This is a genomic window from Candidatus Cloacimonadota bacterium (assembly GCA_028706475.1).
Lineage (GTDB): Bacteria > Cloacimonadota > Cloacimonadia > Cloacimonadales > Cloacimonadaceae > UBA5456.
Genome location: JAQWBI010000008.1, coordinates 24,913 through 49,854, shown reverse-complemented (window position 1 = coordinate 49,854; position 24,942 = coordinate 24,913). Strand labels below are relative to the sequence as shown.

The window sequence follows — 24,942 nt, the reverse complement described above, 5'->3', positions numbered from 1 at the left end:
GATGAAACCTACGATCGTGCTACTACTTCTTATGATGCCTTTGCTGCTTTCTGCTCTTAGCGTTACGGCATCGGTAAATAAGACTACTATCGAGAGCTCAGACCGCTTGGAGTATACTATTCGCATCAAGAGTGACAAGGCATTCAATGCATCTGAACCGCAAGCGCCAAAGATCGATAACTTCAGCTTTGTGAATATGACCAGCTCCACCCGTGCCAGCAGCAGCGTTATAAACTTCAAGGTTGAGCGCGTTCATGAGCGCTTATATACATATATATATGTCCCATTAGGAGTAGGCAGCAGCACAATCCCCGCACAAAGTGTAAGGGTGGACAACAAAGTTTACACCACCAAAGCCATCAACGTTACGGTAGTCAAATCCACCACTTCCAGATCCCAGAGCAATCCTGCTTCTCCTGGCGCTTCGGGAATCATTGATCCGGATTTTCCATGGTCTGCAAGCAGGATGACTGGCACAACCACTCTACTGGCACTACCTCGTCACCAAAAGGTTTATAAAGGCGAGCCTACCGTAATATCCTACTATCTTTATACCGATCAGATGGTGCGCTCTTTCAATCTCGATGATGAGCAGGATTTCCCAGGCTATGGCAAAAGCGTGTATGAACAACCAAACATGCTGGATTATGAAGTGGTTACTCATGAAGGGAAGCGCTTTCAAAGGGCCTTGATCAAGCGACTAGTACTCTCTCCCAATCAAACCGGGGAGTTGAGAGCTCCAGAGCTGGCGGGAAGCGCCAGAATCTATGAATTCGGCTATATGAATCAACCTCTGCGCTCTCAGGATGCCTGGCTGGAAGTATTACCTCTGCCCAAAGATGGTGTACCCCAAAGCTTTAGCGGAGCAGTAGGGACATTTGAACTAAGCGATACCATCAGTGATAAGGAAATCAGCTTGGGCGAAGCTATTACCTTCAGTTTACGCATCGCTGGGAAAGGGAACTACAATCAATTTGGCAATCCTGCTTTTCCAAAGAGTGAGGCTCAGGTGTCCAGTCCGATGGCTGTGGATAAACTAAATGCTGGTATTGAAGGAAGCAGAGTGCTGTATTATACCATTATACCAGCCGAAAAAGGCATATACACCATGCCTTCGCTCACTTTCTCCTGGTTCGATCCGGATGCGGGAGTATATCGCAGCTACAGCAGCAAAAGTCACGAGATAAAAGTGAAAAGCGCCAATGTGATCAGCTATTTCTCCGGATTGCTGGATAATAGTAAACAGATGACTCTGCGTCCCATGCTTTCACGCTCGGAATATCCCGATTATCCGAATATACTGCAAAAGAGCTGGTATTGGCTGATAGTAGCGGCGATCCTTTTGGGCTTTGGTGCGGTTCTGTATTTCAGCTTTCATCGCATCAAACGGCAACGTGATCCACAGAGTTATGCCCGGATGATGGCAGATAAAGCATTAAAGAAATATCTACAAACCGCTCAAGCTGCAGCAGCAAAGGGCAGCAAGGAATTCTACATCCTGGCGGAAAACGGTTTTATGCGTTATCTCAGCGATAAACTCGGCATAGGGATGGGCTTGTCCACAGCGGAGAAGCTTGTTTACCTGGAAAAGATGAATGTTTCCGAAGAGCTCTTGGATAGTACCCGGCGCTTCATTGAGAGTTGCCAGTGGCACCGTTTTTCGCCCCAGGAAGCAGATCCTGCGGAGATAATGCAGGATCTGGAGCTCTTGAAGCATATTGTTGCCGGATTTTGCCGCAACGGAGGCAGAGGATGAAAAGACTATGCATAGCGCTGATACTGGTCGGCTTGGTCAGCCTGTCGGCAGCCAATGAATTCGATAGAATGAAAGAGCTGGAGAGTAAAGGTATTCAAAACCCTGATCTATACTACAATCTTGGCGTAAGCTATTGGCAAACCGGTCAAAGTGGTATGGCTACGCTGTATTTCTTGAAAGCTCTACACCTGAATTCTGCACATAAAGCAGCCCAAGAAAATTTGAACTATACCATCAATCTCTCTCAGGATCACGAGCTGTACCCTCAAAGACCCTTTCTGCTAAGAGTGGCATTGCAAACTTATGACTTTATGAATCTGAACCGAATGGCGATACTGTGTCTGGTACTACTGATTTTGTGCGCTCTTGGCTTTGTTTGGTATGTGAATTATGACCCTGAACGGGAAAAGGGATTGCCAAGCCTGGTATTGGGAATTCTGCTGGTATTGATGCTCCTCTCAGTGGGATTCACGGGTTTCAAAGCTTATCGCCGAGCGCACAATGTACAGGCGGTTCTTATCGAGAGTAGAGCAGACCTTAGGACTGAAGCGCGGTCAGATTCCCCCCGTGTGGCGCAAATCCATGAAGGGATCATTCTAAAGCTTAAACAAAGTGAAGGGGAATGGACTTTTGTGATCCTGCCCAATGGTCAAACAGGCTGGATTGAAGAAAAGGCTATCGCACGAGTAAAATAAGTCCTGATGGTAGTTTGGAGCTCAAGTCGGCAATATTCACGAACAGTTGTAACCAGTTATACAGCCGACTAGGATTACAACGACAGGATTGCTGCGATGGATAACATGTAGGTCAAAGAGCTCGTAGAAAGAGGTCAGTTCGACAATGGGCAAGGCACTTTATCCTCCAGGCATTGCCGGTAGCTCCGCTTAGCTTCGCACCAAGAAAAAAGCGTAGCATCGGAATGCTACGATACGCCTCCATGCGCTGCGGGTAGCTCGGCTTCGCTCCGTACCCTCGCTGATATCTGTTTCGCACTCCGGGCTTCTTAGGCAATCCAACATGGATTCCTGCAATCCACTCAAGCGAGGATTCAACGTATCATAATGTGATAATCAGCGTATATCTGTTCGATCTGTATAAGCTGCGTTCAACTAATCTTCCCTGGTATCAGGCAATACATAGCAGAACAAAAAAAAGTGGAATCCGGAGACTCCACCTTTATTTAGTTGGTGATTACTTATTCATCTTCAAGGTTTTCGAAATCTTCAAAGCCATCCAGATTTCCTTCCAGACTGTCGATCATAAAGCGGGCAGATTCATGTAACTCCCCTTCCGGATAGCGAGTGAGGAACTCACGGAAAAGCTTCAGGGCTTCATCCGTATCCTTGATCTCTTCGGAAGTGAGGAAAGCTTTCATAAAGAAGGCTTTATAATCATCTACACCGTTGTTGTAAGTCTTGATGATCTGATCAAAGAACACTGTGGCATCCTTGAAGTTGCGGTTTCTGGCGGCATTATCGGCATATTCGAAAAGCTCATCCGCAGTAAGTGTCAGTTTCACTCTCTCTGGGTATTTCCTCATGTTGTACTGCACAAAGAGTTCTTCTTTTACACGTTCCTGTGTCTCTCTTTCCTTTTCCTGCTTGATGGCCTTCAAGATGCGGGGCTCCACTTCTACTGCGGGGCGATAGCTCTTTGGCGTCTCGGACAAAGTGCGGAAGAACACGATGTCGCCATTGGCGGTGGTGAATACGGGTGACAGGTAGCCTACGGGATTGTCCCAAATGCGTTTCGAGAAATCCGCATCCTGCACCAATCCTGTTACGATACCGTTGTCATATTGGTTTTCGTAGATGGATTTCTGGGGTTTTGTAGAGTATTTGCTGATGATCTTTTCGATGTCTTTTTCATTATTTTTCTTGAGCGCTTTATTGAACTTGCTCCAGGCTTTCTTTGCAGTTTTATTATCTTCAAAGAAGAGCACTTGGATAGAGCGATGAGCAGGCATGGAGTATTCTTCTTTGTCCAGTTCGTAGCGTTCGGCTATTTCTTCATTGCTAACCTCTATGGTTTCCAATACCAGGATTTCAAAAGCTCGGCGCAAGATAGTGTTGCGACGCAGCATCAGGTAATTTTCGTTATTTTCGAAATAGCGTTCGTAACCGAGGGCTTTTCCATCTATTACAAATAGTTCCTGGATCAGGTTTTGTTCCATCAAGGCCATGGGACCGCCACCGCGGGCGTAATAAAGCTGTTCTTGAGGACTGCGCTTGGAATAATCCGCCAAGAATTCTTTTACTCTGATATCTCTGATGTCGTTGTGGGGTGAACTCACTGCTATCAGGTCTTTAATCTCGTCGTTTTTGGCCAATTCAGTCAGGTCGATGCGATTCACCAAGGTGGTATCGATGGAGACATGGTATTTTTCCTTCAATTGGGCGCGCAGGCTTTCCAGGACTTCTCTTTCTTTTTTAGGACGTAGGCGCTGTTCCACTTCGGTTCTTACTTCGCTGAGTTCTCTTTGACGACCGGGAATGCGGTTCACTGTGCGAAACAGATGCCAACCCATATCGGTTTGGATGGGGCCGTTGATCTTCAGGGAATCTACGGTGCTTTCGGCAATAGCATCTTCCAGGGCCTGATCGTTCCCCACGCCAGGGATGTTGCCATTGAGGGTGATGTGTTTTATCACGCCTTTCAGTCCCTTGGCGTAAGTGTTTTGATTGTATTTATCCGATACTTGGGCAAAAGATGCGCCGGCATTCAGCTCGGCGATAGCGGCGATTGCATCTTCTTCTGTAGCAGTTTGAATGTAGTGGATGGTGATATTGGGGCTTTGATAGAAGAGCTGGAGATTGTCGTTGTAGAACTCTTGATAATCTTCTTCATCGAGTACTACCAGATCGGTAACGTGGCGTTTGTAATACTCCTGCAAGTAAAAATTGCGCTGGAGTTCAGCTAACTTTTCGGTCACTTCCGGACTCTTATCGATGCCCATTTCCAGAGCTTTCCTGTAGAAAACATCTTCGGTACTGATGATGTCCAAGATTTGAAGCTGGCCATCCGTTGTGAGAAAACGACCACGGTGTACAGCAGGGATTTTTTCTATCCTAGCCATGATATCTGCGCGTAGTATTTGGCCACCGTCATATTCAGCAAGGATATCGCGGTCGTCCAACAAATTGGAATTGGTAACTGCTGTGGGACTGATCTCAACCGCGCCTAGCATTGCGGATAGTAGTAATGTCAGGCTGCATAATAGTAGTTTCTGTAAGGATGATGACATTCTGGCTCCTTCATTTTTATCAGTAATTATGTTTGAATAATGACACAAACTCAAAGTCACAAAATGCGTCAAGCCTTTTGTTTATAGTTTTATCGGTACAAAAATGCAGAGCATTTGATTCTTATTACCTGCATGCATGGGTTTTCACTGCACAATAAATTCTGTTGCGGCTATGTCTTTGTCGGTTGAATGCTCGCTTGCCATTCATTCTCATTATTTCAAGCAGTGCTGAAACAGATATCAAGCCGTTATCAAGCAGTGACCACTCGATGATCACCCGATGATATCTGCTTCATATCAAGACGAAGCACTGACCATTTATCTTGGATAATGCGATTGGGGTTCATTTGGTCTTATGTATCTTATTGTATACCTAAATGTTATATATTAAATAGAGTTCAATATCGGGGGTGGATTCTATGTATTGCCCGAAGTCCAGGTCACCCCATTTCTTATATTAACAGAGACAGAAAGCATAGGTATTTTGAACTTAGGGCATTATTTGGGTTAATGTGGATAGTCCCCTAGACCCTGAAGAATTTGTTCACGAATTGCTACAGATCACCACCAAATCAATGGAAGGGAAACGATACGGATAAATAGAGATTGACAAATATAATGAATTGGGAAAAAGTGAATTTACGCCTTGTTCTGATGCACTGATGAGTTTCTTTTCACTGATTTTTGGCACGCATCGTGCATATATAGATTGGCAAGAAATAAAACGATCCCCTAGGAGGATACAAAAATGCTCAGAAACCTGAAAAACCAAAAGGGTTTTACCCTTATCGAAGTGTTGGTGGTGGTTATCATAGTTGCCATCTTGGCTGCTATCGCCGTTCCGCGTTACTTGCGTTATGTTGAAAAATCCCGCAGCACAGAAGCACAGACTGCAATATCAACACTCCGCAAGGCCTTCGATATTCATCTGCAAACCACTGGTTCCACCGATGGCTACTCCATTGATGAAGCTCTCAAAGATGCCAACATTGGTGTATCCACTCTGAAGAACTGGAAGTTTGAAGTAACTGGTAATCCGCCCCGTCAGTATGTCGCAACATCCTTACAGGACTTCGCTGGTGGTGAAGGCAAACAAGTGATTTACGACGTAGTGGAAGCTCAATTCCACGGCTATGGAATCGATACCTGGACAAACCCTGAGTCCGGAGGAATGGAAGCCGACTAATCAAGGGAGGACGGTACTTTGACAATTCATGAACTATTACGCTTCACCGCCGAGGCGGGAGCGTCTGACCTTCATGTTGCCGTAGGCTCGCACCCCATGGTGCGAGTCAACGGTAGAATGAAAAAACTCAACCTTCCGGTCCTAAATTTGGAAGATGTTGAGAATCTCGTAGATGGAGTGATGAACGAAGTGCAACAGGAGATGTTTAGAAAGAATCTGGAAATCGACTTTTCCACAAAGCTTTCAAACGATGTTCGCTTCCGTGTAAATGCATTCCATCAGATAAACGGTATTTCTGCTGCTTTCCGCGTGATTCCAAACGAAATCAAGAGTTACGATGAGCTACGCCTACCCGAGATTCTCAAACGCCTTACAAAAAAGGAAAAGGGACTTATACTGGTTACTGGGCCCACCGGAAGCGGCAAATCTACCACTTTAGCTACAATGATCGACAGTATCAACGACAGTAGATACTGCCATATTATTACAGTGGAAGACCCCATCGAATTCGTACATCGCAGCAAAAACAGCCTGATCAACCAACGTGAGTTGGGCCACGATACTTGGAGCTTCACCGCGGCGCTTCGCAGTGCCTTACGTGAAGACCCGGACGTAATCCTGGTAGGTGAAATGCGCGATCTGGAGACTGTGTCACTTGCGTTGACAGCTGCAGAAACCGGTCACTTGGTTTTTGCCACGCTGCATACCGGAAGCTGCACCAAATCCATAGACCGTATCATCGATATGTTCCCCAAGGAGCAACAGCAACAAGTGCGCTCCATGCTTTCGGAATCTCTGGAAGCAGTGATCTCACAAACCCTGTTACCCACAAAAGACGGCAAAGGCCGCGTGCCCGCAGTGGAAATTATGCTGGCTAACGCCGCCGTGAGAAACCTGATTCGCGAAGAAAAGACCTACCAGATACCCTCCATCATTCAAGCCTCTACCAAGGAAGGTATGCAAACCAGAGATCAATCTCTTTACAATCTGGTAATGAACAACTACGTGGAACGTACAGTGGCCGAAGAAGTGGCGGAAAATCCCAAACTCTTTGCCACGGGTGCCGGTTTCTAAAGGGATGGCTTAGGATGACACCCCGCTGTTTAAAAGACAAAACCTGCCTGCTCATGAATGAGCGGGGGGTCACTCTGCTTGAAGTATTGGTAAGCGCTGCTGTACTGGCGGTTCTGATACTCACTGCCTATATTGGCATCATGTATGCTGAACGGCAGGCCGAACGGAATCATCAGTACCGCGCCGCTACCAACATTGTATCTGGAGAATTGGATCGCCAATACGTCTACAACCGCTACAACCTGAATCAAACCCAAATGCGTATTCTTGAAGTTGTAAGAAGAGAAGTTGAGATATGTACTTTGGATAATGATGAGAAGCTGATGGGATTGCTTAGTGTGAAAGCAAGAGAGATGAGTGAACATTATGGCAACGATCTCTTCCCATTTGTCAGAGTAACTGCGACTCTGGAATGGACTTTTCCCACAAAGAAAGACAAGCATAAGGTAGAATTGCAGGAAGACCATTACCCACGGTAACCGAAAATGATGAAAATGATAAAAAATGAAAAGGGAAGCACTCTGATTGAGCTGATCGTAGTAATAATTATCTCAACGGTGCTGATTATGGTTTCTGCAATTGGAATCGTAACGTTTTTCAGGTCTTATAGCCGTATCAAAAAGAACATTGATTTGCAGCAAGGTGTAATGGAATGTATGCACTTGTTGCGGCACGGGCTCTTGATGCCGGCAAAGAATGAAAACCTGATAACCTTGTTGGAATATAATCCTACTTCCACTGAATACTGGGGCATATCTACCGCTAGAAAGATTCAGATATCGAACGTGAACACTACCTACGGATATGGTACCACGTTAAGGATTACTCCCCCAATAAGCACGGCACAGCAAAGAAATGATTACTTGGAGTATTATCTGCGCGAAGGTGCTATACGAGCCCAGTATTCTTATAATGGAACACAAGTCTCCGTTCCCCTGTATATCTTTCCCAAAGAAGCCGATGTCGATAATATCGAAGTTACTCGTTTTGAAATATATGACGCCAACAAGCCCAATCTCGCCGGCGCTTATTACACTCCTACCAGCGATAAACGTGAAGTCCCCATTGTGAGGGTCGTAATTGAAGCACGCATGCTGCTTCGCGATGCTCCCTTACCTCGCGACCGTGAGTATGAGACGGTTGTTTACGAAACTTACATTGCCAAGAAGTATGTAACAGATTGATTATGAATAAACTGATAACTAAGCCTGAGGTAACATAATATGCTAAGCATACTAAGAAAAGAGAATGGAAATCTTTCCATTGTAATGCTCATGGCTGTGATCGGAATGGTCTCCGGGCTTTCAATGTCCAGCTTGGTTTTGCGCGATTTTCGGAACTATACCTATGAGTTCGAAAATGTGCAGGCAAAACATCTGCTGCGCAGCGACGCGTATCGGGGACAGAACTTTCTGGTAAGCAATCCGCTTACTCTGAACGAAGTTTTTGTTCTCCCGGAACGCAGAATCAGTGTCTCTTCCGGAAGGCTCGTACGCTCTTTCAAGCTGCGTAGCTTTGTGGAAAAGACCAGAGAAAACACTCTCATCGGCTCCAGTACCGGAACGGTGGGCACGGATGACATGGATGTGTTCAGATTGAATACTATGGTAAGCACAGCCGTAGGCAGTTCATTCAACAATTTTGACACCAACAGCACCAGAGTAGTGCTGGGATCGTCCCTTACATTGAATCAATCTTCGTTTGCAGAATTCATGTATTTTACCGATCAAGACACTTCCCCCGCAGGCAAGAATGTTTATTTCTGGGGACCGGACGTTATTGAAGGTAAAGTGCATAGTAATTCCGATATCCAGATCAAAAATGGTGGTGGCGGAAACAATGGCGGTTGGCCAACGTTCTTGAACCTGGTAACTACCACAGGGCATATAGTGAGTTTTAGCGGAGATTATCCCGAGGAAGATGTATTCCAAGGCGGATTGATCGAGGAGTATGATAGCTACGTATTCCCCACAGAAGCTACTACTCTCAAGACGAATGCTCGAATCAGATTTGACGGTGGTGACCCCCAAAAAAGAATATATATGCTAAGAGTAGATCAGGAATCTGCGAATGGTATGAAGGGGACCGTGTTAGAAGCCTACCCGGAAAGTGCCATTGTGTGGGAGTCTTATCCTCCAGCTAGTGGTGACTCATTATTTATGAACCGTTATGCTGTATCTGATACACTTTGGATGCCAATCTCAAGAAGCGGTTTGTCAAACAAAGGCATCTGGGTGGACGGTATTCTCTGGATAGAGGGAACATTTTCTGGCAACCAGACCTGGGGTGCATCGCAGAATATCTATCTTATCGGAGATATCTTACTGAAAGCCACTTCTCCGGGTCAATCTCCTCTTTCAAATCCCAGGGATTTTGTTGGCTTGGTTTCCGAGAAATCGATCCTGATAAAATACGGTTATAAAGATCCAACTGATATGGTACGGCATCATCCCAATATGGGAGCGGACGGTAGCGGGGGTCCCGGTGAAGGGATTTATATCTATGCGGCTTTGTGCGCATTGGGAGACGGAGGGGCCACTGATGCAGCTGAACCCAATTTCAACCATGGGGTGTTTACTTTTGAGTATCAGCATCCCCATGGGTCAACACCAGCAGTAAAACTACAAGTTGGCGAAGAATTGGTATTGTTCGAAAATATAGATTTGCATCGTTATCGTTTTCCGCCCACATCATCTGATCCCTGGCCTATAGGCCCTCCTTTCAATGCTAATGAACCACGTCTGGATTATCCTTGGTACAATCCGCTGTGGCCGGAAGCGCAACCGTATCTGGAAAGAGGTACTATCAATCTATTTGGCGCAATAGCTCAACGCAGACGCGGTTTTGTGCACCGCAGCGGAAATGATACTGAGTATCCTTCAAATGATGGCATCTGGGATATTCCGATGGATAAGTGCGGTGGGCCTGCTACACCTCCCGTTCCTTATGTGGATCCTGTGATATCTGGATTGGTTTTGCTACCCCGTAACTATCCTGGTGCTGCGGGAAGCGGAGTAGGTTACAAGTATAAGAATTATCACTTCGATTACCGCTTTCTGAACACTCAACCAATTTACTATCCGGAAGCTCAACTGACCGGTGGAAAGAAACCCGTGGAACACGGATCATGGCGTGTGATAATTCCCGATAAGCAAAGATTCGACCGTTACTTTTAACTGATAGATATATAATGTATGTGGTATAAAGAGGAAATATGAAGAAGAACAAAGCAGTTCGATTCAAAGAGTCTGTGGGGATCGATATCGGTACCCACAGCGTGAAAATCGTACACCTCAAGAAGCTTCATGATGGCTTCAAACTCTTGAACTATGAGGTGCGCCCAACCGTACCTCAGGGAGTAGAGTACACATTGAGCGATCTTCGGCCGGAGCGTTTTGCCCCCGTGATCGTGGAAATGATGAAGACTCTGAAGATATCTCCAAAGTCCATTAAGCACCTGGTTTCATCGATAGGTGGCGATAATACCAGTATCAAGCAGATTAAGACCATCTTCTTACCGGATGAAGAATTGGAATCCGCCCTGTTCTTCGAAGCAAAAAAGCATATTCCAATCAGCGGATCCGACATGGTTCTAGATTATCAGGTGCTCTCTGTGGAAGAAAAGACAAACAACATGAATATCTTGCTGTCTGCTACTTCCAAAGAAGTTCTGAATGAGCATACCGGGATATTGTCCACTGCCGGCTTGAATCCGCATATTGTGGATATTGATTCCCTGGCGGTAGCAAACAGCTTCATTATGAATGCCTTTGTAGAAGAAGGCGTGTATGTGTTGCTGAATGTAGGAGCTCACAGAACAAACATGGTCATTTGGGGCCCTGAAGCCAAACTCTTTGCCCGCGATATTCCTTATGGTGGTTTCAACTTCACACAGGATATCATGCGCAAGCGTCAGATGGAATGGGCTGAAGCCGAGGAATACAAATTTGCTCACGGCCTGCTGGATGATCCGAATAATCCTGCTGTACAGACCATCAGCATGCTGGATATTTCGGAAAAACCCACTGAAGAAGCCATTGCCGAAGAACTACGCCGTTCCTTGCGCTTCTATGTAAAGGAAGCAGGGAACAGCGATTTTCGCAAGATCCTGATTACCGGTGGAAGCGCCAAATTGAAAGGTTTACCGGAATATCTGCAGGATAAAGTGAACGTTCCTACAGAAGTGTTTATACCCTTCACAAACGTGGAAATGCCGGAAAAATTCCAAGATAAAAAGGATCCGCAACTTGCCCTTGCCATCGGCTTGGCAATGAGGATGGAGTAAGGGGAGAGCGATGACATACGATTTCTACTTCAAAATAAACCTGAATAAATATGGCGAACAGCGCTTGGAGCAAGAACGCGAAACCAGAACTTTCCGCAATGCTTGCATAGTGTTTGCCATTGGATTCATTTTGACACTGGTTGCTTGGTTCTATATTATCGGTAATGTGAAGACCAAGGTGGAAGCCCGCCGTGCTTACCTTGCTGAGATTCAAGCCGAACTGAAAAGCTACCAGACCAGCAGCGATTACCTGTCTTCAAACGATGTTGATCGCTTGGCACAGACCTTCAACAACCGTATCTTCTGGGCCAAAAAAATGGTGGCTCTGGGTCAGGAAGTGGATGAGAAACTGGCAATTCGAAGATTCAGCTATGCCAATGGTATCCTTACCATTAATGGCATTACTGAGGTCGATTCCAAAGTAAAAGAGTTCGACTTGATCAATGAGTTTATCCAACGCTTAAAAGCCAATCCCGAGATTTCCAACGATTTTCCGGAAATCAAGAGCGGACAGGTGTTGAAACAAATAGTGCGTGATACCACAATCTTCGAGTTTGTGATTGAATGCTACACAGCAAGCGCCGCAGGAGGTTTGAAATGAGAGAACATTATTTGATCCTCATAGTGATAATACTCGGCCTTACGGTAGCTTTTGTGATGCTCAGTTCTGAAACCCTGAACAAAAACATCGCCCAAGTCCAGAATCTGGACAGCCAGATCAAGTCTTCTCAGGAAAAACTGAACAGTGCACGCATCATGGACCAGGAGCTTAGTCAGTTTGCCATGATTATCGACAACAGTCTCAGTAAAGAAAATAAGTTTAGTTTCGACGAAATCAACGCCTTTAAAACCGGTATTGGTCAGATGGCTCACGAACGTCAGATCTCCATCACAAAGCTTTCCGATACCAGTAAATGGTCTTTACCAAACCTCATCGAGATTACTTTCAATATGGAATTGGAAGCCACATACCGCCAGATCGGCCAGTTTATCTCCGATTTGGAATCTCAAGATTTCATCATCAAGATCCAGAATCTGGATATCAGCCCCATTCAAAGCAGCGATGAAGAAATCATGGCTAATGCGGAATCTCGCTATCGGGTATTGCTTGAGATCTCGGTATTTAAAGTGAAGAAGGAGGTATAAGATGCAGACAAGATTTGTAAAAGACTTTGCCATCGCGCTTATCGTGATCCTTCTAGGCTTCCTGATAATCAGATTGGTAATCATCGATAATAAGGTTTCAGATATTCCGGATACTTCGGTGTATAGCCGTGAATCCGTGTCAGATACTCTGATGGCCAGAATCCGCTCGATTGAAAACTCCATTCAGGACCGTAAGAACTTCGTCTTCAAATCCGGTACCGATCCCCTGCGTCAAGGCAACATCATTAAGGATAAAGCCGATCGCGCCAGAGAAATGCAAGAGATGATCCGAAACACCTTCCGTCTGGCAACAACCGCACTGGATGAATTGGGGAACAAGATTGCCTACATCGAGTACCAGGACGCCCTGCATGAAGCCCGCATTGGAGAGATCGTGGCTGGCCGTAAGATTATCGAGATAAATGAAAAGAGCATCCGCTACACTATGGGCGGAAATACCTATACAGCAAATCTAATGCCTCGTCCAGTTATTGATCTGGATAACCCTGCTACATCCGGGGTCCAGTACAACGGTAATTGGTAAAAAAATATTATAATAGTGGGAGTAAATATGAAACACATGCTTGCAACTAAGCAATATCTGTGCCTGATCCTGGTGCTACTCTTCGCATTTTCAGCGCTTGTTGCTCAGGAGAATCCATTGACCAGAAAAGTTACATTCAATGCCGATGACGCTACTCTGTCATCCGTTTTGAATGCCCTGTCTCGTCTTTCCGGAACAAACATCGTTCTTGCCGAAGAGCAGACTGGTGGTACCGACAAAGAAAACGAGAAACGCGTTACTATAAATATCAAAGAGGTTCCCATTGAGACTGCGGTTTCTTTAGTAGCCAGAACCACCGGCCTTTCCTATCGGATCATAGCCGGAAACACTTTTGTGGTAGGTCCCAAACAAAATATCATGGAAGAAGTCGGTGAACGTAGCAATGTTCTGTATCTGAACAATCTGGATGCCAACAAAGTGGCAGCTTCTCTGCAAGAAGCCGGTGGCAAGATCGTTCCAGTAGAAGGTCAGAACGCTATAATGGTATATGCCAACCAAGAGACTTTTGAGCAGATTCGCACTCTCGTAGAAGGGATGGATATAGCTCAAGACCAGATTGAGATTCGGGTACGCCTCATTGAGATCAACCTCAGCAATGCAAAGCAAGTGGGTATAGACTGGAGCCGCTTGAATCACCTTACCACCATCATTGCTGAAGATCCTATCGGTGCAGACGGACAAGGCCTTCCTTTCAACTACACAGATGATACTGGTTATCTACCTCATGGCGATCTGCTGGAATTTGAAATGTTACCGGAAACCCAGTATTTCCAGAAGATCAATGGTTTTGATGACATCGGTCACTTCAGCCGTCAACTTACAGCCTTCGATATCACCATCGATTGGTTGTTGGAAAACAACGCCGCAAAGCTTCTTACCGACACTCGTGTGACAGCTCTTAACGGTGAAGAAGCCGTACTGCACATTGGCGAAGTGATTCCTTTCGTAGTCATGGACAATGAAAAACAAGTACAAGTAGAACGCGAAGAAGTGGGCATTATGCTGGCCGTTACTCCCACAGTGAATAAAGACGGCAATATCACTGCCAAGATTGCTCCCGAAGTATCTTCCATTACCGAGCTCGTAGGCGGATACGTTCCCCGTACCAAAGTACGTCGCGTAGCTTCTACTGTTACCGTTCCCAACGAGCATAAAATCATCGTTGGCGGTCTGTTGAACTCCACAATTACACAAAAAACAAATAAAGTTCCTTTATTGGGTGACATTCCATTTATTGGCCGTTTGTTCCAGCACCGCTATGAGCTGGTGGAGAACACCGATTTGATCATGGAAATTACTCCCAGATTAGTCTCTATGAGTGAGGAAAGCCCTGAACCCATAGTTGATGAAAGACTCACTCGTACTCTAATCGAATATGAGAGTGAGGAGGAATAATGAAGAGGCTTCATTCCTTAATACCTATTTTAACACTGATTGCCATTATCCTGGTAAGCTTTTCAGCTTCTTGCGATAAGCGCAACCCACCTCCTATCTTACCCGCACCTCCTATACCCCCAGATACGTCAGATTTGCGCATCATTACCAACATTACAGCCAGTCCGAATATCATCTATGCAGATAACGGAGTTACCTTCTCCACCATAGCTGTTACGGTAAAGGATGGTGAAGGCTTTGGTGTACGCAATCAAGTAGTGAACTTTAAGTGTGATATTGGCAGCATCATCACTGATCCGCATACCGATAGTACCGGTGTAGCCAAAACCAGTTTCTGGGATACCGGCACAACAGGTTTGGCTACCATCACAGCCATCGTACGCAATTACCACGATTCTATTGAAGACTCCATAGTCTCTGCCGATACTACTTCCATCAAGGTTCTTATTGATGAGGCACCTGTAATTGATATCATCAAACTTGAAGCCAACAATACACCTGTCGTTACTGGTGTTCCGTTGGATATGAAAGTAATGCAAGAGATTCCTTTGACTGCCAAACCCCTGTACGCAGACGGATCATCCCTACCGGACAATTCGCTGGTAACCTTTAGCTGTACCCAAGGCTACTTTGCAGCATCGGATGGAACTGATCTGGGCATGGATACTGTGGTAAAGACAGTGAACGGCAGATCGACCGTGAAATACAACGCTGGCACAAAATCGAACATTGGCCCCAACGGTGAATTGGGTCAAGTAAAAGCACAGATCAGCGGAGTTGAATCTGTGGCTCTTGTTTCCATTCGGCCGGATACCCCCAGTGCGATCGAACTGAAGAGCTATGTAGATGGATTGCCCGCTCAGACCAGTGAAGTGGGAAGCTCCAGCGAAATAATGATTAAGGCCACTCTGAAAGATGTGCACACCAATGAATGCCCTGAACAGATTGTACGGTTTACTACAGATTTGGGCACTTTCGCCAATACTGCGCAAAACGCCTCAAGCACTACCGACGCTTCCGGAGTAGCCTCTGTGCGCTTCACTCCCGGTTTACTCGCCGGCGCTGCTACTATCAAAGCTTTTGCAAACAACGATACCCTGAATACACAGATCATCTTTACCATCTCCTCAGATGATGTTCAATCCATGGACTTTACTCAGGAAGATGCCATTGAGTTGAATGTGGCTGAAACTGGTGGTGTGTCTTCTGCCATTCTTAGAGTTAAACTGAGAGACATCAACTATAACTTGGTTGACAGACCCTTCGACGTACGCTTCAGAATCATGAACCAAAGCATCCCTACCGGAGCAAACCTGAATGGTCATCTCCCGGCTAACGATTGGGTAACAGTAACCTCCAATGGCGGTGAAGCTCAGATCTCGGTGAATGCCGGTACTGGTTCTGGTGTATTGAGAATTCAGGCAGAATGCACAAATGATGCCGGACAAACGATTACCGCAAACAAACCCAATGTGATCATCCATGCCGGTGCACCAGAAACAATTTCCACGCTCATGGCCGGTTACAACAGACCCGTATCCATGGATGCAGGTATGTGGAGAGTGGTTGCCGGAGCTAATGTGAGAGATAAACACAACAATCCTGTAGCATTGAATACAGCTGTTTGGTTTAGCATTATCAGTTGTGACGAATACGGCAACCCTGCAGACAGTGTGCATGCTCAGATTGAAGCCCTTGGCACGGTTGGCAACCTTAGTATTGAAGGAGACTCCTTACAGGGAATGGCTTACACCACGGTTACATATCACGGATCTCAAACCAACAAGTATGTCAGAATTGTGGCATCCAGCGGAGACGCGATGTCTTCCGTTATCGGAGATTCTGGCGTGTTCCAACTGCCTCTCAAAGATCCTGAGCTGTTCGTATATACCGATCCCCAGGTCTTGAACTTTGGTAATGCTGGTACTTCTACCACTCCTGCATTCAAAACCGCCAATGTTATGATATGGCTGTTGGATGGTCAAGGAATACCGATTTCAGATAGTCATCTTTTGGTAACATCAGATAAAGGACAGGTAAACATCACGAATCCGTCTCCCGGACCAAATGATCCCAATTTTATAGATTGGTGTCTCAATCCGGCTACTCCACAATACTTGTTTACTACTAGTGGATACTCTGTTACCAGAATAAAAACATTTGAGGCGGAACATCCGGATCCTGCGGATCCAACCATGAGCCCCGAACAGAGTTTGTTAACAGTTTACGTGCGTTTGCTGGAAACAACTCTGGAGCCTCAATCAGCTGAGGTTGTAGTCTGGACATTCTGGAATGCACCTCCCTTCTAAACAATTAAGCTAAGTATAGCGTCTGGGGGAGCTTGTCTCCCCCGGGCGAATTTAAACAAGACAGGAGATACTATAGAGAAGAAGTTCGGCCGAGGCCACCAGTATTTTTTGAGAAATAAAACGATATAAGGATAAAAAAAATGAGTTTCAACCCCCAATTTGCCAGGCTGGGTGAAGTACTGCTTCACGAAGGTTATGTAAGCGAAGAAAAGCTCAAAGAGGCTTTAATAAAGCAAACCAATTTTGGCCTCAAGCTTGGAGATACGCTCATCAAGCTCGGCTATATTTCAGAAAAACAGCTGCTTAACGCACTGCACATGCAGCTGGGTTACAACATTGTAAAAGAAAGTGAACTGATGGATCTGGATCTGAAAGTAGTATCCCTGATACCGGAACCTTATTCTCTGGAAAACAGAGTAATTGCCCTGCGCGAAGAAGGTGATGGCGTTGTGGTAGCTTTGGCCGATCCTGAAAACCTTACTGTACTGGACAGCTTGAAAAAGCTCATCGGCAAGAACATAAAGCCAGAACTCATCGGCGACACCATGTTGCACGACACCATAGAGAAGTATTACAAGAGCATCCGCACCACCAGCCAAGTGGAAGATGCAGTAGGCGATTTTGACTTCGTAGCAGTGGACGAAGAAGAAAATGAGATTTCTATCGCCTCCGCATCCAGCAATGCCGATGCCCCGGTCGTAAAGCTTTTGAACCTGATTATAAACGAAGGTATCAAAGCAAATACCACCGATATTCACATCGAACCATTGATCAAGCATACCCGCGTACGCTATCGTATCGACGGCGCTCTACGTGAAGTGATGACTCCACCTATTGGCATGCACCCAGGTTTGATTTCTTTGGTGAAAGTAATGAGTAAACTTAATATAGCCGAACGGCGCTTGCCGCAAGATGGCCATATCTCCCTAAAAACATCCCTGAAGAGCGTGGACGTCCGCGTATCCATCACTCCCACAGTCTTGGGTGAGAAAGTGGTGATGCGTCTATTGGATAAGGGTGACTTTGGTTTCAAGCTCAGTACTTTGGGCTTTGAACCAGAAGACATGGTGATCTTTGACAGGATTATCCGTCGTCCTTATGGTATCATCATCGTTTCAGGCCCCACCGGAAGCGGTAAATCCACCTCATTGCACGCTGCCTTGAAGGAGATTCAAGATCCCGAAACCAATATTATTACCGTGGAAGACCCAGTAGAATACCGCTTGGAAGGTATTACTCAGATCGAAACCAAAGAACAGATCGGACTTACCTTCGGTTCCGCACTGCGCTCCGTTCTGCGTCAGGACCCCGACATCGTTCTGATCGGTGAAATCCGTGACGAAGAAACAGCGGACATCGCTATCAAGTTCTCACTTACCGGTCACCTTGTGTTCTCAACTTTGCACGCTAACGACGCTCCCTCCACAGTTACCCGTCTCATCGACATCGGCATTAAACCATATTTGGTGGGTTCCTCTTTATCCTTGGTGATGGCTCAACGTTTGGTACGTAAGATCTGCCCGTATTGCATAACAGATTATAAACCCACAGAGCAGGAAATCATCGACGCTGGTCTTACCGAACAAGACGTAAAAGAAGCTCATTTCAAGCTGGGTGAAGGCTGCGTTCACTGCGATAACACCGGTTTTTCCGGACGTACCGGTATCTTTGAATTGCTCACTGTGGACAAAGAAATCCGCAGGCTCATTTATGAAGGTGGCAATCAGGATCTCATCCGGGCATCCGCTCTCAATTCAGGAATGCGCACCTTGCACGATGCAGCTGTATCCAAAATGAAACGTGGTATCACTACCATCCGCGAAGTCATCAAGATGACAATAGTAGAATAAGATAAATAGAAGGTAAACTCATATGCCAAATTTTGCCTACATAGTAAAGGACGCCAAAGGTGCCCGAGTAGAAGGCATGATAAAAGCTGATACTCTGGATATGGCGGTGGATAAACTAGCCAAAGAAGGCTCCACCATCATCTCCGTGAAAGCAGCAGCAGAAGGAGCGTTTAAAGGTAAGCTTTCGCTCTTTGACAAAGTCATGCTTGCTATCTACAAGATCCGCACGGGCGTTACTCTCAAAGTCCTCGTGTTCTTCACTCGTCAGCTTTCGACCATGTTCTCTGCTGGTCTCACCATCGAAAAGGCTATCACAGACTTGGAAAAAGAGGAAAAAAACAAAAAGTTCGCCAAAGTCTTGCGTAAGATCGGAGACGATATCCGCAAGGGATATTCGCTTTCTGAGGCTATGGAACAGCACCCCGGTGTGTTTAACCCGTTATATGTAGCTCTGGTTCAAGCCGGTGAAGCTTCGGGTACTTTGCACACTGTGTTGGATGAGCTCTCAGATTACCTGGAAAAGATTGAGGATACCAAACGCAAAGTTACCAGTGCCATGGCATATCCAGTATTCATTCTTATCTTCCTTATCGGTGTGATCTGGGGTATGTTCTACTTTATTATTCCTATGTTTGCTGAAGTTTACGCTGATTTCGGTGCCGGACTACCCACACCAACCGTTATTGCCATCAATATTAGTGACTTCATCGTGAGCCATTTATTCATGGCTATTCTGTTCTTCATCCTGGCTATTATAGCGCTATTCCTGGTCTATCTAACCGATCGCGGAAGATATGTCATGGATACTATTAAACTGCGTATTCCGGTAGTCGGAGGTGTGATCACAAACTCCATCATGAGTAAGTTTTCCCGCACATTCAGCATTCTGATGGCTGCCGGTGTTCCCATTATGGACACCATGGAGCTTACCGAAAACGTAGTTCAAAACGCAGTGGTAGAAGGAGCCGTACGTAGAGCCAGAGTGCTGATTAAAGAAGGCTATGGTGTAGCCAATGCATTCCGTAAAACCGGAGAATTCCCTCCCACGCTGCTACAAATGTTGTCCACCGGTGAAGAAACCGGGGATATGGATAAATTGCTCAGTAAAGCAGCCCAGTTCTACGAGAAGCTGGTTGATAGCGTTATTGATCGTCTAACCTCTCTGATCGAGCCGCTGTTGATTGTTATGATGGCTCTCGTGGTGGGAACCATCATTATCGTGATCTACCTGCCCATCTTCGATCTGGGTGAAGCAATATCTCAAGGCTACAATTAATACCAAAAATCCAATACATTAACCCCGGGTGATTCCGGGGTTTTTTAGTTTGAATGCTGCTAAATAGTATAACTCGGATAAAAAGATTGGAGAACATTTTACCTTATGTATATTATTGTCTGCCTGTATGTTATACGGTCGAATGGACTTCAATAGCAGGGGTGGTAATTATGAATTGTCTGAAGTAATAAACCACTCCTTAACTTATTTTAACAGTGATAGATAGCATAGGTGGTTTGTTACTCCAGCACATTGATACTTCTACCAAACGGTTCAACAGCTTCATTCCTCCTCTGGTTTATCGATACTTGAACCTGATATTATCGGGTGATCATCGAGTGAACACAGGATGATAACGGCTTGATATCAGCTTCAACACTGCATAGAACAAAGGGAAAGAGAAGAATGATTCAAAAGCTCTCTTCGGTCGCTGTGGTAATTCGGAGATTGCCACACCAAGCTTGGCAGGACACAAGAATGAACCTTCTCAATCGGCAAAAACAGGGTCAATGCTAAGCTGAAGAGTCAGACACCTGTCCTAAATCAGCATGTGCAGTATCAGTTTAAGGCCTTGATGATAGCCTCAGGAGTTGCGGGGAAGCATAGATCCGCCTTTGGTTTACAGGCTCTGATGGCGTTTTTCAAGGCGAAGAACACGGCCATGCCATAGATTAAGGGAGGTTCGCCCACAGCCTTAGATCCGAACACACTGGCTTCTTTGGATTGGCTGGGGATCAATTGCACGTCAATGGTTTCCGGTAGATCCCTGATCCCGGGTATCTTGTATGTACTGGGATTCCCGCTCAGATATTGCCCTTTGTCATCTACTACCAATTCCTCCATTGTACACCAGCCCATACCCTGGATAAATGCACCCATCACCTGCCCTTTGTCTATTTCAGGATGCAGGCTCTGTCCGCATTCGTGTATTATATGCGTACTCAATAGACGATGCTCGCCGGAAAGAGTATTTAGCTCCACTCTGGCGATTGCCGCACCATAAACATAATAATGAAAGGGCTGTCCCTTACCCATGTCGCGGTCAAAGTATAGATTCGGAGTAGCATAATACCCGTAGGAACCCAGCGATACCCTTTCCAGATGTGCTCGCTGTACCATTTCCTTGAATGTGATTGCCCACTCTTCGTTTTCCTGGGCATATATCATTCCATCTCTAAAGACAAGCTCCTGAGGCTCTATATTATATCGTTCTTTCAGGATTGCTATAGCGATGGGGTATAGATTACTTATTAGTCTTTCAGCGGCGATGCGAGCGGCATTCCCATTGATGTCGCTGCCGGTGGACGCTGCTGTGGGCGATGCATTTCCAGTTCTTTGACTGTGGGATGATTCTACCCGTATTTGCTCGAAAGGTAAGCCCAACACTCGTGCCACCACCATTGCTACTTTGGAATTCAGCTCTTGTCCCATCTCAACGCCGCCAGTGGAGACAGATACGCTACCATCGATATATATCCAGATCAATGCCGATCCTTGATTCAAGAAAGCCGTGGTGAAGGATATGCCAAATTTGACCGGCATTATGCCCAATCCCTGCTTCAACAAACGGTTCTCTGCATTGAAAAGTTCTATTTGCTGCCGTATTTCTCGATACATGGATCTGTCTGCAAGCATATCCAGGATGTTTCCTGCGCTTGCCTCGTTGATGGTTTGACCGTAGGCTGTCTTGTCGTTATTCCTATAGGCGTTCAATTTCCTGATTTCCAGAGGATCTTTGCCAAGCTTGGCAGCGATTTCTTCGATTACAGTTTCTATGACAAAGATGCCTTGCGGACCGCCAAAGCCACGAAAAGCAGTATTTGGTGGTAGATTGGTGCGGCAAGCCCTTCCCCGAATGCGGGTATTGGGTATATGATAGATGTTTTCAGCGTGAAACATGGCACGTTCCAGGATTGCTATGGACAGATCCGCATAGGCTCCTCCATTGCACATCAATTCCACATCCCAGGCCTGTATTCTACCGCTGGCGTCAAAGCCCACCTGCCAATTGCTTTTGAATGGATGCCGTTTGCCTGTGGCGTGCATATCTTCATCTCTGGTCAGTAGCACCTGCACCGGTTTTCCGGTAAGATATGCACCCAGAGCTGCCATGGTTGCCCAGATCGTGGCTCCACGCTCCTTCCCACCGAAAGCGCCTCCTAATCGCGGTACCTCTACAACTATGCGATGGGCGGGAATACCCAGGACTACCGAGACTACTTCCTGAACCTCCATTGTGCTTTGCGTGGCACAGAACAGGTGGATAAGCTCGTGATCGGTGGGAACAGCGCGCACACGCTGGCTCTCCATGTAAAAGTGTTCCTGACCGCCGCTGTAGCTGCAGCCTGAAAGGCAGTACTCACTCTGTGATAATGCCGTATGCACATCCCCGCTCTCGATTGTGCGTTCCGGTATATACCATTCCTTGCGGGCTTCCGCTGTCTCAATATCCAGGATGGGCTCCAACTCCTCATATCCTGCAATGATCAACGACGCGGCTGCTTCCGCAATGCTCTCATCCTCGGCCAAAACCATTGCCAGAGGTTGATATAGATACATGATCTCGTTATCGGGAAACAGTGGCTCATCTTTAATCACGTGGCCGATCATATTCGCCCCGGGGATATCTTTGGCACTTAGCACCGCATGAACTCCCGGAAATGCTTTGGCAGCAGATGTATCCAGCGATATAAGGCGCGCATGAGCAATAGGGGAAAAGAAGAATTTGGCGTGCAGCATGCCTTGTAAAGCGGCTTCATCACCTATGAAGCGAGAGCGTCCGCTCACGTGTAATTTGCCGTTTATGTGCCAGGGCAATCTAGTCATCATAAACCTCCCCATATTGCAGGATGTGGTTGCTAATCATCTGTTTACGATATTCTGCACTACCTCGCACATCGGAGATGGGAACAAACTCCTCTGCCGTCTTCTTAGCCAAAACTTGCCAATCTTTCTTGATCATTGTAGTCCATAGATCTGTAAAAGACCTGCTGATAACCGGTGTGGCAGCCACGCCTCCCAAAGCCAGTATTGCGCAAGCTTCAGGCTGCTTGTCGATGCGAATGGCGGAGGATACTGCAGCGATGTCCACGGATTTACGTTTTGTAGTCTTGAAACTCTTGATAAAAGAATCCCGAGGGGGTATCTTGATGATAATCTCTTTGATGAATTCCCCAGCTTGCAGAGCTGTTTTGCGATAAGAGATGAAGAAATCACGCAATGCTATCTCGCGTTCAGCTTCCAGAGAGGTTAGTTTCAGATGTGCATCACAAACCAGGAGAAGGGGCAAGCTATCTCCGATTGGTGATGCGTTTGCGATATTACCTGCTAAAGTACCGGAATTCCGGATTTGTTTGCCGGCTATCAAGCGGCAGATAATCACCAGTTCCGGCAGATTAGTCTTGATGATGCTGGAATCCATGATTTGGCTATAGCTTACTGTTGCTCCGATATGAATGCCATCATGCTTTAATTGGATGTTTTTCAGTTCGGAGATGTTGCCAAGATCGATCAGTGTTTTAAAGTGACGTCGTGCTATGTTTACCTGCACCATCAGATCGGTACCTCCGGCTATCAGTGCGGCTTCGGGACGATCGTGCAAGAGCTGGCACAGTTCCTGGCAAGTATTGGCAAAGATATACTCTTCGATTTTATACACTGAGCCGGATCTTTGTGGACACGTTGAAAGCTTTTCCTCGAAAGTAAAGAGCTTGGTTTCCAGCTCGCGGCACCAGGCAGGAACTATCGATGCAGGATCGAACTTCTTGCTTAGTTCCCTGGCTGCATCCAGGATGGATTGATAACCGGTACAACGGCATAGGTTCCCCTCCAGAGCGGCCATTATGTTCTCTTCGTTGGGGTGCGGGATCGATGCCAACAAGGCAAAAAGGCTCATTACAAAACCGGGTGTGCAATAACCGCATTGTGTGCCGTGATGCTCCAATAGGGCACTTTGAATGGGATGCAGATCTTCGGGGGATCCCAAGCCTTCTATAGTGATCAAATGTTTGCCGTGTAGTTTTGCCGCAGGATACAAGCATGAATTGATAGCCTCATACACGATTGACCCTTCTCCTTGGTAAGATATCACCACCGTGCAAGCTCCGCAATCGCCTTCATTGCAGCTGCACTTTGTTCCGTACATATGAAGGATTTTATGCAGCATTTCCAGGGTGCTAAGGCCAGGTGATAAAAGCGTGCTTTGCCTATTTCCGTTCAGGTAATATACGATTCTAGTGAATCGATAATTATCACCGCTATTTAGCATTTGATCCATAATTTTACCTCTCTGCGGAATAATGGTGTATCTGCTATTTTTGTAAAGCTTTTTCTGTGAGACTGTTGGTATAGGTAGCTTATCCTCGATTCCTATATAAAAGGCAGATAATGGGAAACCGGATACCGGATCTTGCTACATAAGGCTACGGATTGCGGCAAACAATTTCTCTTTGCTTACAGGCTTCGATAGCACTCTGTAAAATCCACCAGGGAGATTTATGGCTACATCCAAAGCTTCTCCTTACTGGGAGTCTTGGATACCTGTAAGTTTACATACGCAAAGGCAATTCAAAATAGAATGTACTGCCGGAGCCGGGGTTGGAATCCATGTACAACCTGCCTCCCAGGATTTCCGAAAGTCTATGGCTGATTGTCAAGCCGATGCCAATACCCTCGTATTTGCGTATGGAAGCGTCTTCCACTTGGTAGAATTGCCCATAAATATCGTTTGCGATGTCTTCAGGTATCCCCAGTCCGGTATCAGATACCCAGAGATCAGAGCGCCATTCTTCAGCCTTTGTACTCAAGTCATTGATCGAGATGGTGACATCCTTTTAGAAAGCTTCCATCACATTCTG

The 24,942-nt window shown here is 46.1% G+C and carries 19 protein-coding genes; 15 read left to right on the top strand and 4 right to left on the bottom strand.

Annotation, left to right across the window (positions count from 1 at the left end; all coding sequences use genetic code 11):
• Position 1 precedes the first annotated feature (1 nt).
• Together PHF32_02865 and PHF32_02860 are read left to right on the top strand one after the other, a co-directional pair.
• Positions 2 to 1,756 (top strand): BatD family protein, encoded by a 1,755-nt coding sequence (locus PHF32_02865; protein MDD4559673.1) that lies wholly within the window; start codon positions 2 to 4, stop codon positions 1,754 to 1,756.
• Positions 1,753 to 2,451: an SH3 domain-containing protein gene (locus tag PHF32_02860; protein ID MDD4559672.1), complete on the top strand. Its 699-nt coding sequence runs from the start codon at positions 1,753 to 1,755 to the stop codon at positions 2,449 to 2,451. Before PHF32_02865 ends, PHF32_02860 begins: the two co-directional genes overlap by 4 nt.
• A gap of 500 nt (positions 2,452 to 2,951) precedes the next feature.
• On the opposite strand, the gene PHF32_02855 is transcribed toward PHF32_02860, so the two are convergent.
• The gene (locus tag PHF32_02855) at positions 2,952 to 5,000 is read right to left on the bottom strand and encodes a peptidyl-prolyl cis-trans isomerase (GenBank protein ID MDD4559671.1); all 2,049 of its coding nucleotides are present in this window, start codon (positions 4,998 to 5,000) and stop codon (positions 2,952 to 2,954) included.
• A 748-nt stretch (positions 5,001 to 5,748) separates the two neighbouring features.
• On the opposite strand from PHF32_02855, the gene PHF32_02850 reads away from it, so the two are divergent.
• The 13 genes from PHF32_02850 (at position 5,749) to PHF32_02790 (ending at position 20,086) form a co-directional block, all read left to right on the top strand.
• Positions 5,749 to 6,186, top strand: coding sequence for a prepilin-type N-terminal cleavage/methylation domain-containing protein (locus tag PHF32_02850; protein ID MDD4559670.1), 438 nt, complete (start codon positions 5,749 to 5,751; stop codon positions 6,184 to 6,186).
• 18 nt (positions 6,187 to 6,204) lie between these two features.
• Complete coding sequence (locus PHF32_02845) at positions 6,205 to 7,260, top strand: type IV pilus twitching motility protein PilT (protein ID MDD4559669.1); 1,056 nt, start codon at positions 6,205 to 6,207, stop codon at positions 7,258 to 7,260.
• A gap of 14 nt (positions 7,261 to 7,274) precedes the next feature.
• Complete coding sequence (locus tag PHF32_02840) at positions 7,275 to 7,739, top strand: prepilin-type N-terminal cleavage/methylation domain-containing protein (GenBank protein ID MDD4559668.1); 465 nt, start codon at positions 7,275 to 7,277, stop codon at positions 7,737 to 7,739.
• 6 nt (positions 7,740 to 7,745) lie between these two features.
• A complete protein-coding gene (locus tag PHF32_02835) occupies positions 7,746 to 8,444 on the top strand; it encodes a prepilin-type N-terminal cleavage/methylation domain-containing protein (GenBank protein ID MDD4559667.1) in 699 nt (232 codons plus the stop codon).
• A 39-nt stretch (positions 8,445 to 8,483) separates the two neighbouring features.
• Positions 8,484 to 10,436, top strand: coding sequence for a hypothetical protein (locus PHF32_02830; GenBank protein MDD4559666.1), 1,953 nt, complete (start codon positions 8,484 to 8,486; stop codon positions 10,434 to 10,436).
• Between the two features lie 38 nt (positions 10,437 to 10,474).
• Positions 10,475 to 11,545 carry a type IV pilus assembly protein PilM gene (gene pilM / locus PHF32_02825; protein MDD4559665.1) on the top strand — a complete coding sequence of 357 codons (1,071 nt, stop codon included), beginning with the start codon at positions 10,475 to 10,477 and terminating at the stop codon, positions 11,543 to 11,545.
• A gap of 10 nt (positions 11,546 to 11,555) precedes the next feature.
• A complete protein-coding gene (locus PHF32_02820) occupies positions 11,556 to 12,146 on the top strand; it encodes a PilN domain-containing protein (protein MDD4559664.1) in 591 nt (196 codons plus the stop codon).
• Positions 12,143 to 12,691: a type 4a pilus biogenesis protein PilO gene (pilO, locus tag PHF32_02815; GenBank protein MDD4559663.1), complete on the top strand. Its 549-nt coding sequence runs from the start codon at positions 12,143 to 12,145 to the stop codon at positions 12,689 to 12,691. The genes PHF32_02820 and pilO overlap by 4 nt, the downstream gene beginning before the upstream one ends.
• A 1-nt stretch (position 12,692) precedes the next feature.
• Positions 12,693 to 13,235 (top strand): hypothetical protein, encoded by a 543-nt coding sequence (locus PHF32_02810; GenBank protein MDD4559662.1) that lies wholly within the window; start codon positions 12,693 to 12,695, stop codon positions 13,233 to 13,235.
• A 27-nt stretch (positions 13,236 to 13,262) separates the two neighbouring features.
• Complete coding sequence (locus tag PHF32_02805; protein MDD4559661.1) at positions 13,263 to 14,651, top strand: secretin and TonB N-terminal domain-containing protein; 1,389 nt, start codon at positions 13,263 to 13,265, stop codon at positions 14,649 to 14,651.
• Positions 14,651 to 16,960 carry a hypothetical protein gene (locus tag PHF32_02800; GenBank protein MDD4559660.1) on the top strand — a complete coding sequence of 770 codons (2,310 nt, stop codon included), beginning with the start codon at positions 14,651 to 14,653 and terminating at the stop codon, positions 16,958 to 16,960. The genes PHF32_02805 and PHF32_02800 overlap by 1 nt, the downstream gene beginning before the upstream one ends.
• 140 nt (positions 16,961 to 17,100) lie before the next feature.
• Positions 17,101 to 18,810: an ATPase, T2SS/T4P/T4SS family gene (locus PHF32_02795; GenBank protein ID MDD4559659.1), complete on the top strand. Its 1,710-nt coding sequence runs from the start codon at positions 17,101 to 17,103 to the stop codon at positions 18,808 to 18,810.
• Between the two features lie 22 nt (positions 18,811 to 18,832).
• Positions 18,833 to 20,086 (top strand): type II secretion system F family protein, encoded by a 1,254-nt coding sequence (locus PHF32_02790; GenBank protein ID MDD4559658.1) that lies wholly within the window; start codon positions 18,833 to 18,835, stop codon positions 20,084 to 20,086.
• A gap of 558 nt (positions 20,087 to 20,644) precedes the next feature.
• Here the strand turns inward: PHF32_02790 and PHF32_02785 are convergent.
• The 3 genes from PHF32_02785 to PHF32_02775 form a co-directional block, all read right to left on the bottom strand.
• Positions 20,645 to 22,912: a molybdopterin-dependent oxidoreductase gene (locus tag PHF32_02785; GenBank protein ID MDD4559657.1), complete on the bottom strand. Its 2,268-nt coding sequence runs from the start codon at positions 22,910 to 22,912 to the stop codon at positions 20,645 to 20,647.
• The gene (locus PHF32_02780; GenBank protein MDD4559656.1) at positions 22,905 to 24,362 is read right to left on the bottom strand and encodes an FAD binding domain-containing protein; all 1,458 of its coding nucleotides are present in this window, start codon (positions 24,360 to 24,362) and stop codon (positions 22,905 to 22,907) included. The genes PHF32_02785 and PHF32_02780 overlap by 8 nt, the downstream gene beginning before the upstream one ends.
• 271 nt (positions 24,363 to 24,633) lie before the next feature.
• Positions 24,634 to 24,891: an ATP-binding protein gene (locus PHF32_02775; protein ID MDD4559655.1), complete on the bottom strand. Its 258-nt coding sequence runs from the start codon at positions 24,889 to 24,891 to the stop codon at positions 24,634 to 24,636.
• Between the last annotated feature and the right edge of the window lie 51 nt (positions 24,892 to 24,942).

What these genes read in the sequence shown, in the direction of transcription:
- PHF32_02865 (MDD4559673.1), top strand. Translation starts at nt 2, where the DNA reads ATGAAACCTACGATCGTGCTACTACTTCTTATGATGCCTTTGCTGCTT.
- PHF32_02860 (MDD4559672.1), top strand. Translation starts at nt 1,753, where the DNA reads ATGAAAAGACTATGCATAGCGCTGATACTGGTCGGCTTGGTCAGCCTG.
- PHF32_02855 (MDD4559671.1), bottom strand. Translation starts at nt 5,000, where the DNA reads ATGTCATCATCCTTACAGAAACTACTATTATGCAGCCTGACATTACTA.
- PHF32_02850 (MDD4559670.1), top strand. Translation starts at nt 5,749, where the DNA reads ATGCTCAGAAACCTGAAAAACCAAAAGGGTTTTACCCTTATCGAAGTG.
- PHF32_02840 (MDD4559668.1), top strand. Translation starts at nt 7,275, where the DNA reads ATGACACCCCGCTGTTTAAAAGACAAAACCTGCCTGCTCATGAATGAG.
- PHF32_02835 (MDD4559667.1), top strand. Translation starts at nt 7,746, where the DNA reads ATGATGAAAATGATAAAAAATGAAAAGGGAAGCACTCTGATTGAGCTG.
- PHF32_02830 (MDD4559666.1), top strand. Translation starts at nt 8,484, where the DNA reads ATGCTAAGCATACTAAGAAAAGAGAATGGAAATCTTTCCATTGTAATG.
- pilM (MDD4559665.1), top strand. Translation starts at nt 10,475, where the DNA reads ATGAAGAAGAACAAAGCAGTTCGATTCAAAGAGTCTGTGGGGATCGAT.
- PHF32_02820 (MDD4559664.1), top strand. Translation starts at nt 11,556, where the DNA reads ATGACATACGATTTCTACTTCAAAATAAACCTGAATAAATATGGCGAA.
- pilO (MDD4559663.1), top strand. Translation starts at nt 12,143, where the DNA reads ATGAGAGAACATTATTTGATCCTCATAGTGATAATACTCGGCCTTACG.
- PHF32_02810 (MDD4559662.1), top strand. Translation starts at nt 12,693, where the DNA reads ATGCAGACAAGATTTGTAAAAGACTTTGCCATCGCGCTTATCGTGATC.
- PHF32_02805 (MDD4559661.1), top strand. Translation starts at nt 13,263, where the DNA reads ATGAAACACATGCTTGCAACTAAGCAATATCTGTGCCTGATCCTGGTG.
- PHF32_02800 (MDD4559660.1), top strand. Translation starts at nt 14,651, where the DNA reads ATGAAGAGGCTTCATTCCTTAATACCTATTTTAACACTGATTGCCATT.
- PHF32_02795 (MDD4559659.1), top strand. Translation starts at nt 17,101, where the DNA reads ATGAGTTTCAACCCCCAATTTGCCAGGCTGGGTGAAGTACTGCTTCAC.
- PHF32_02790 (MDD4559658.1), top strand. Translation starts at nt 18,833, where the DNA reads ATGCCAAATTTTGCCTACATAGTAAAGGACGCCAAAGGTGCCCGAGTA.
- PHF32_02785 (MDD4559657.1), bottom strand. Translation starts at nt 22,912, where the DNA reads ATGACTAGATTGCCCTGGCACATAAACGGCAAATTACACGTGAGCGGA.
- PHF32_02780 (MDD4559656.1), bottom strand. Translation starts at nt 24,362, where the DNA reads ATGGATCAAATGCTAAATAGCGGTGATAATTATCGATTCACTAGAATC.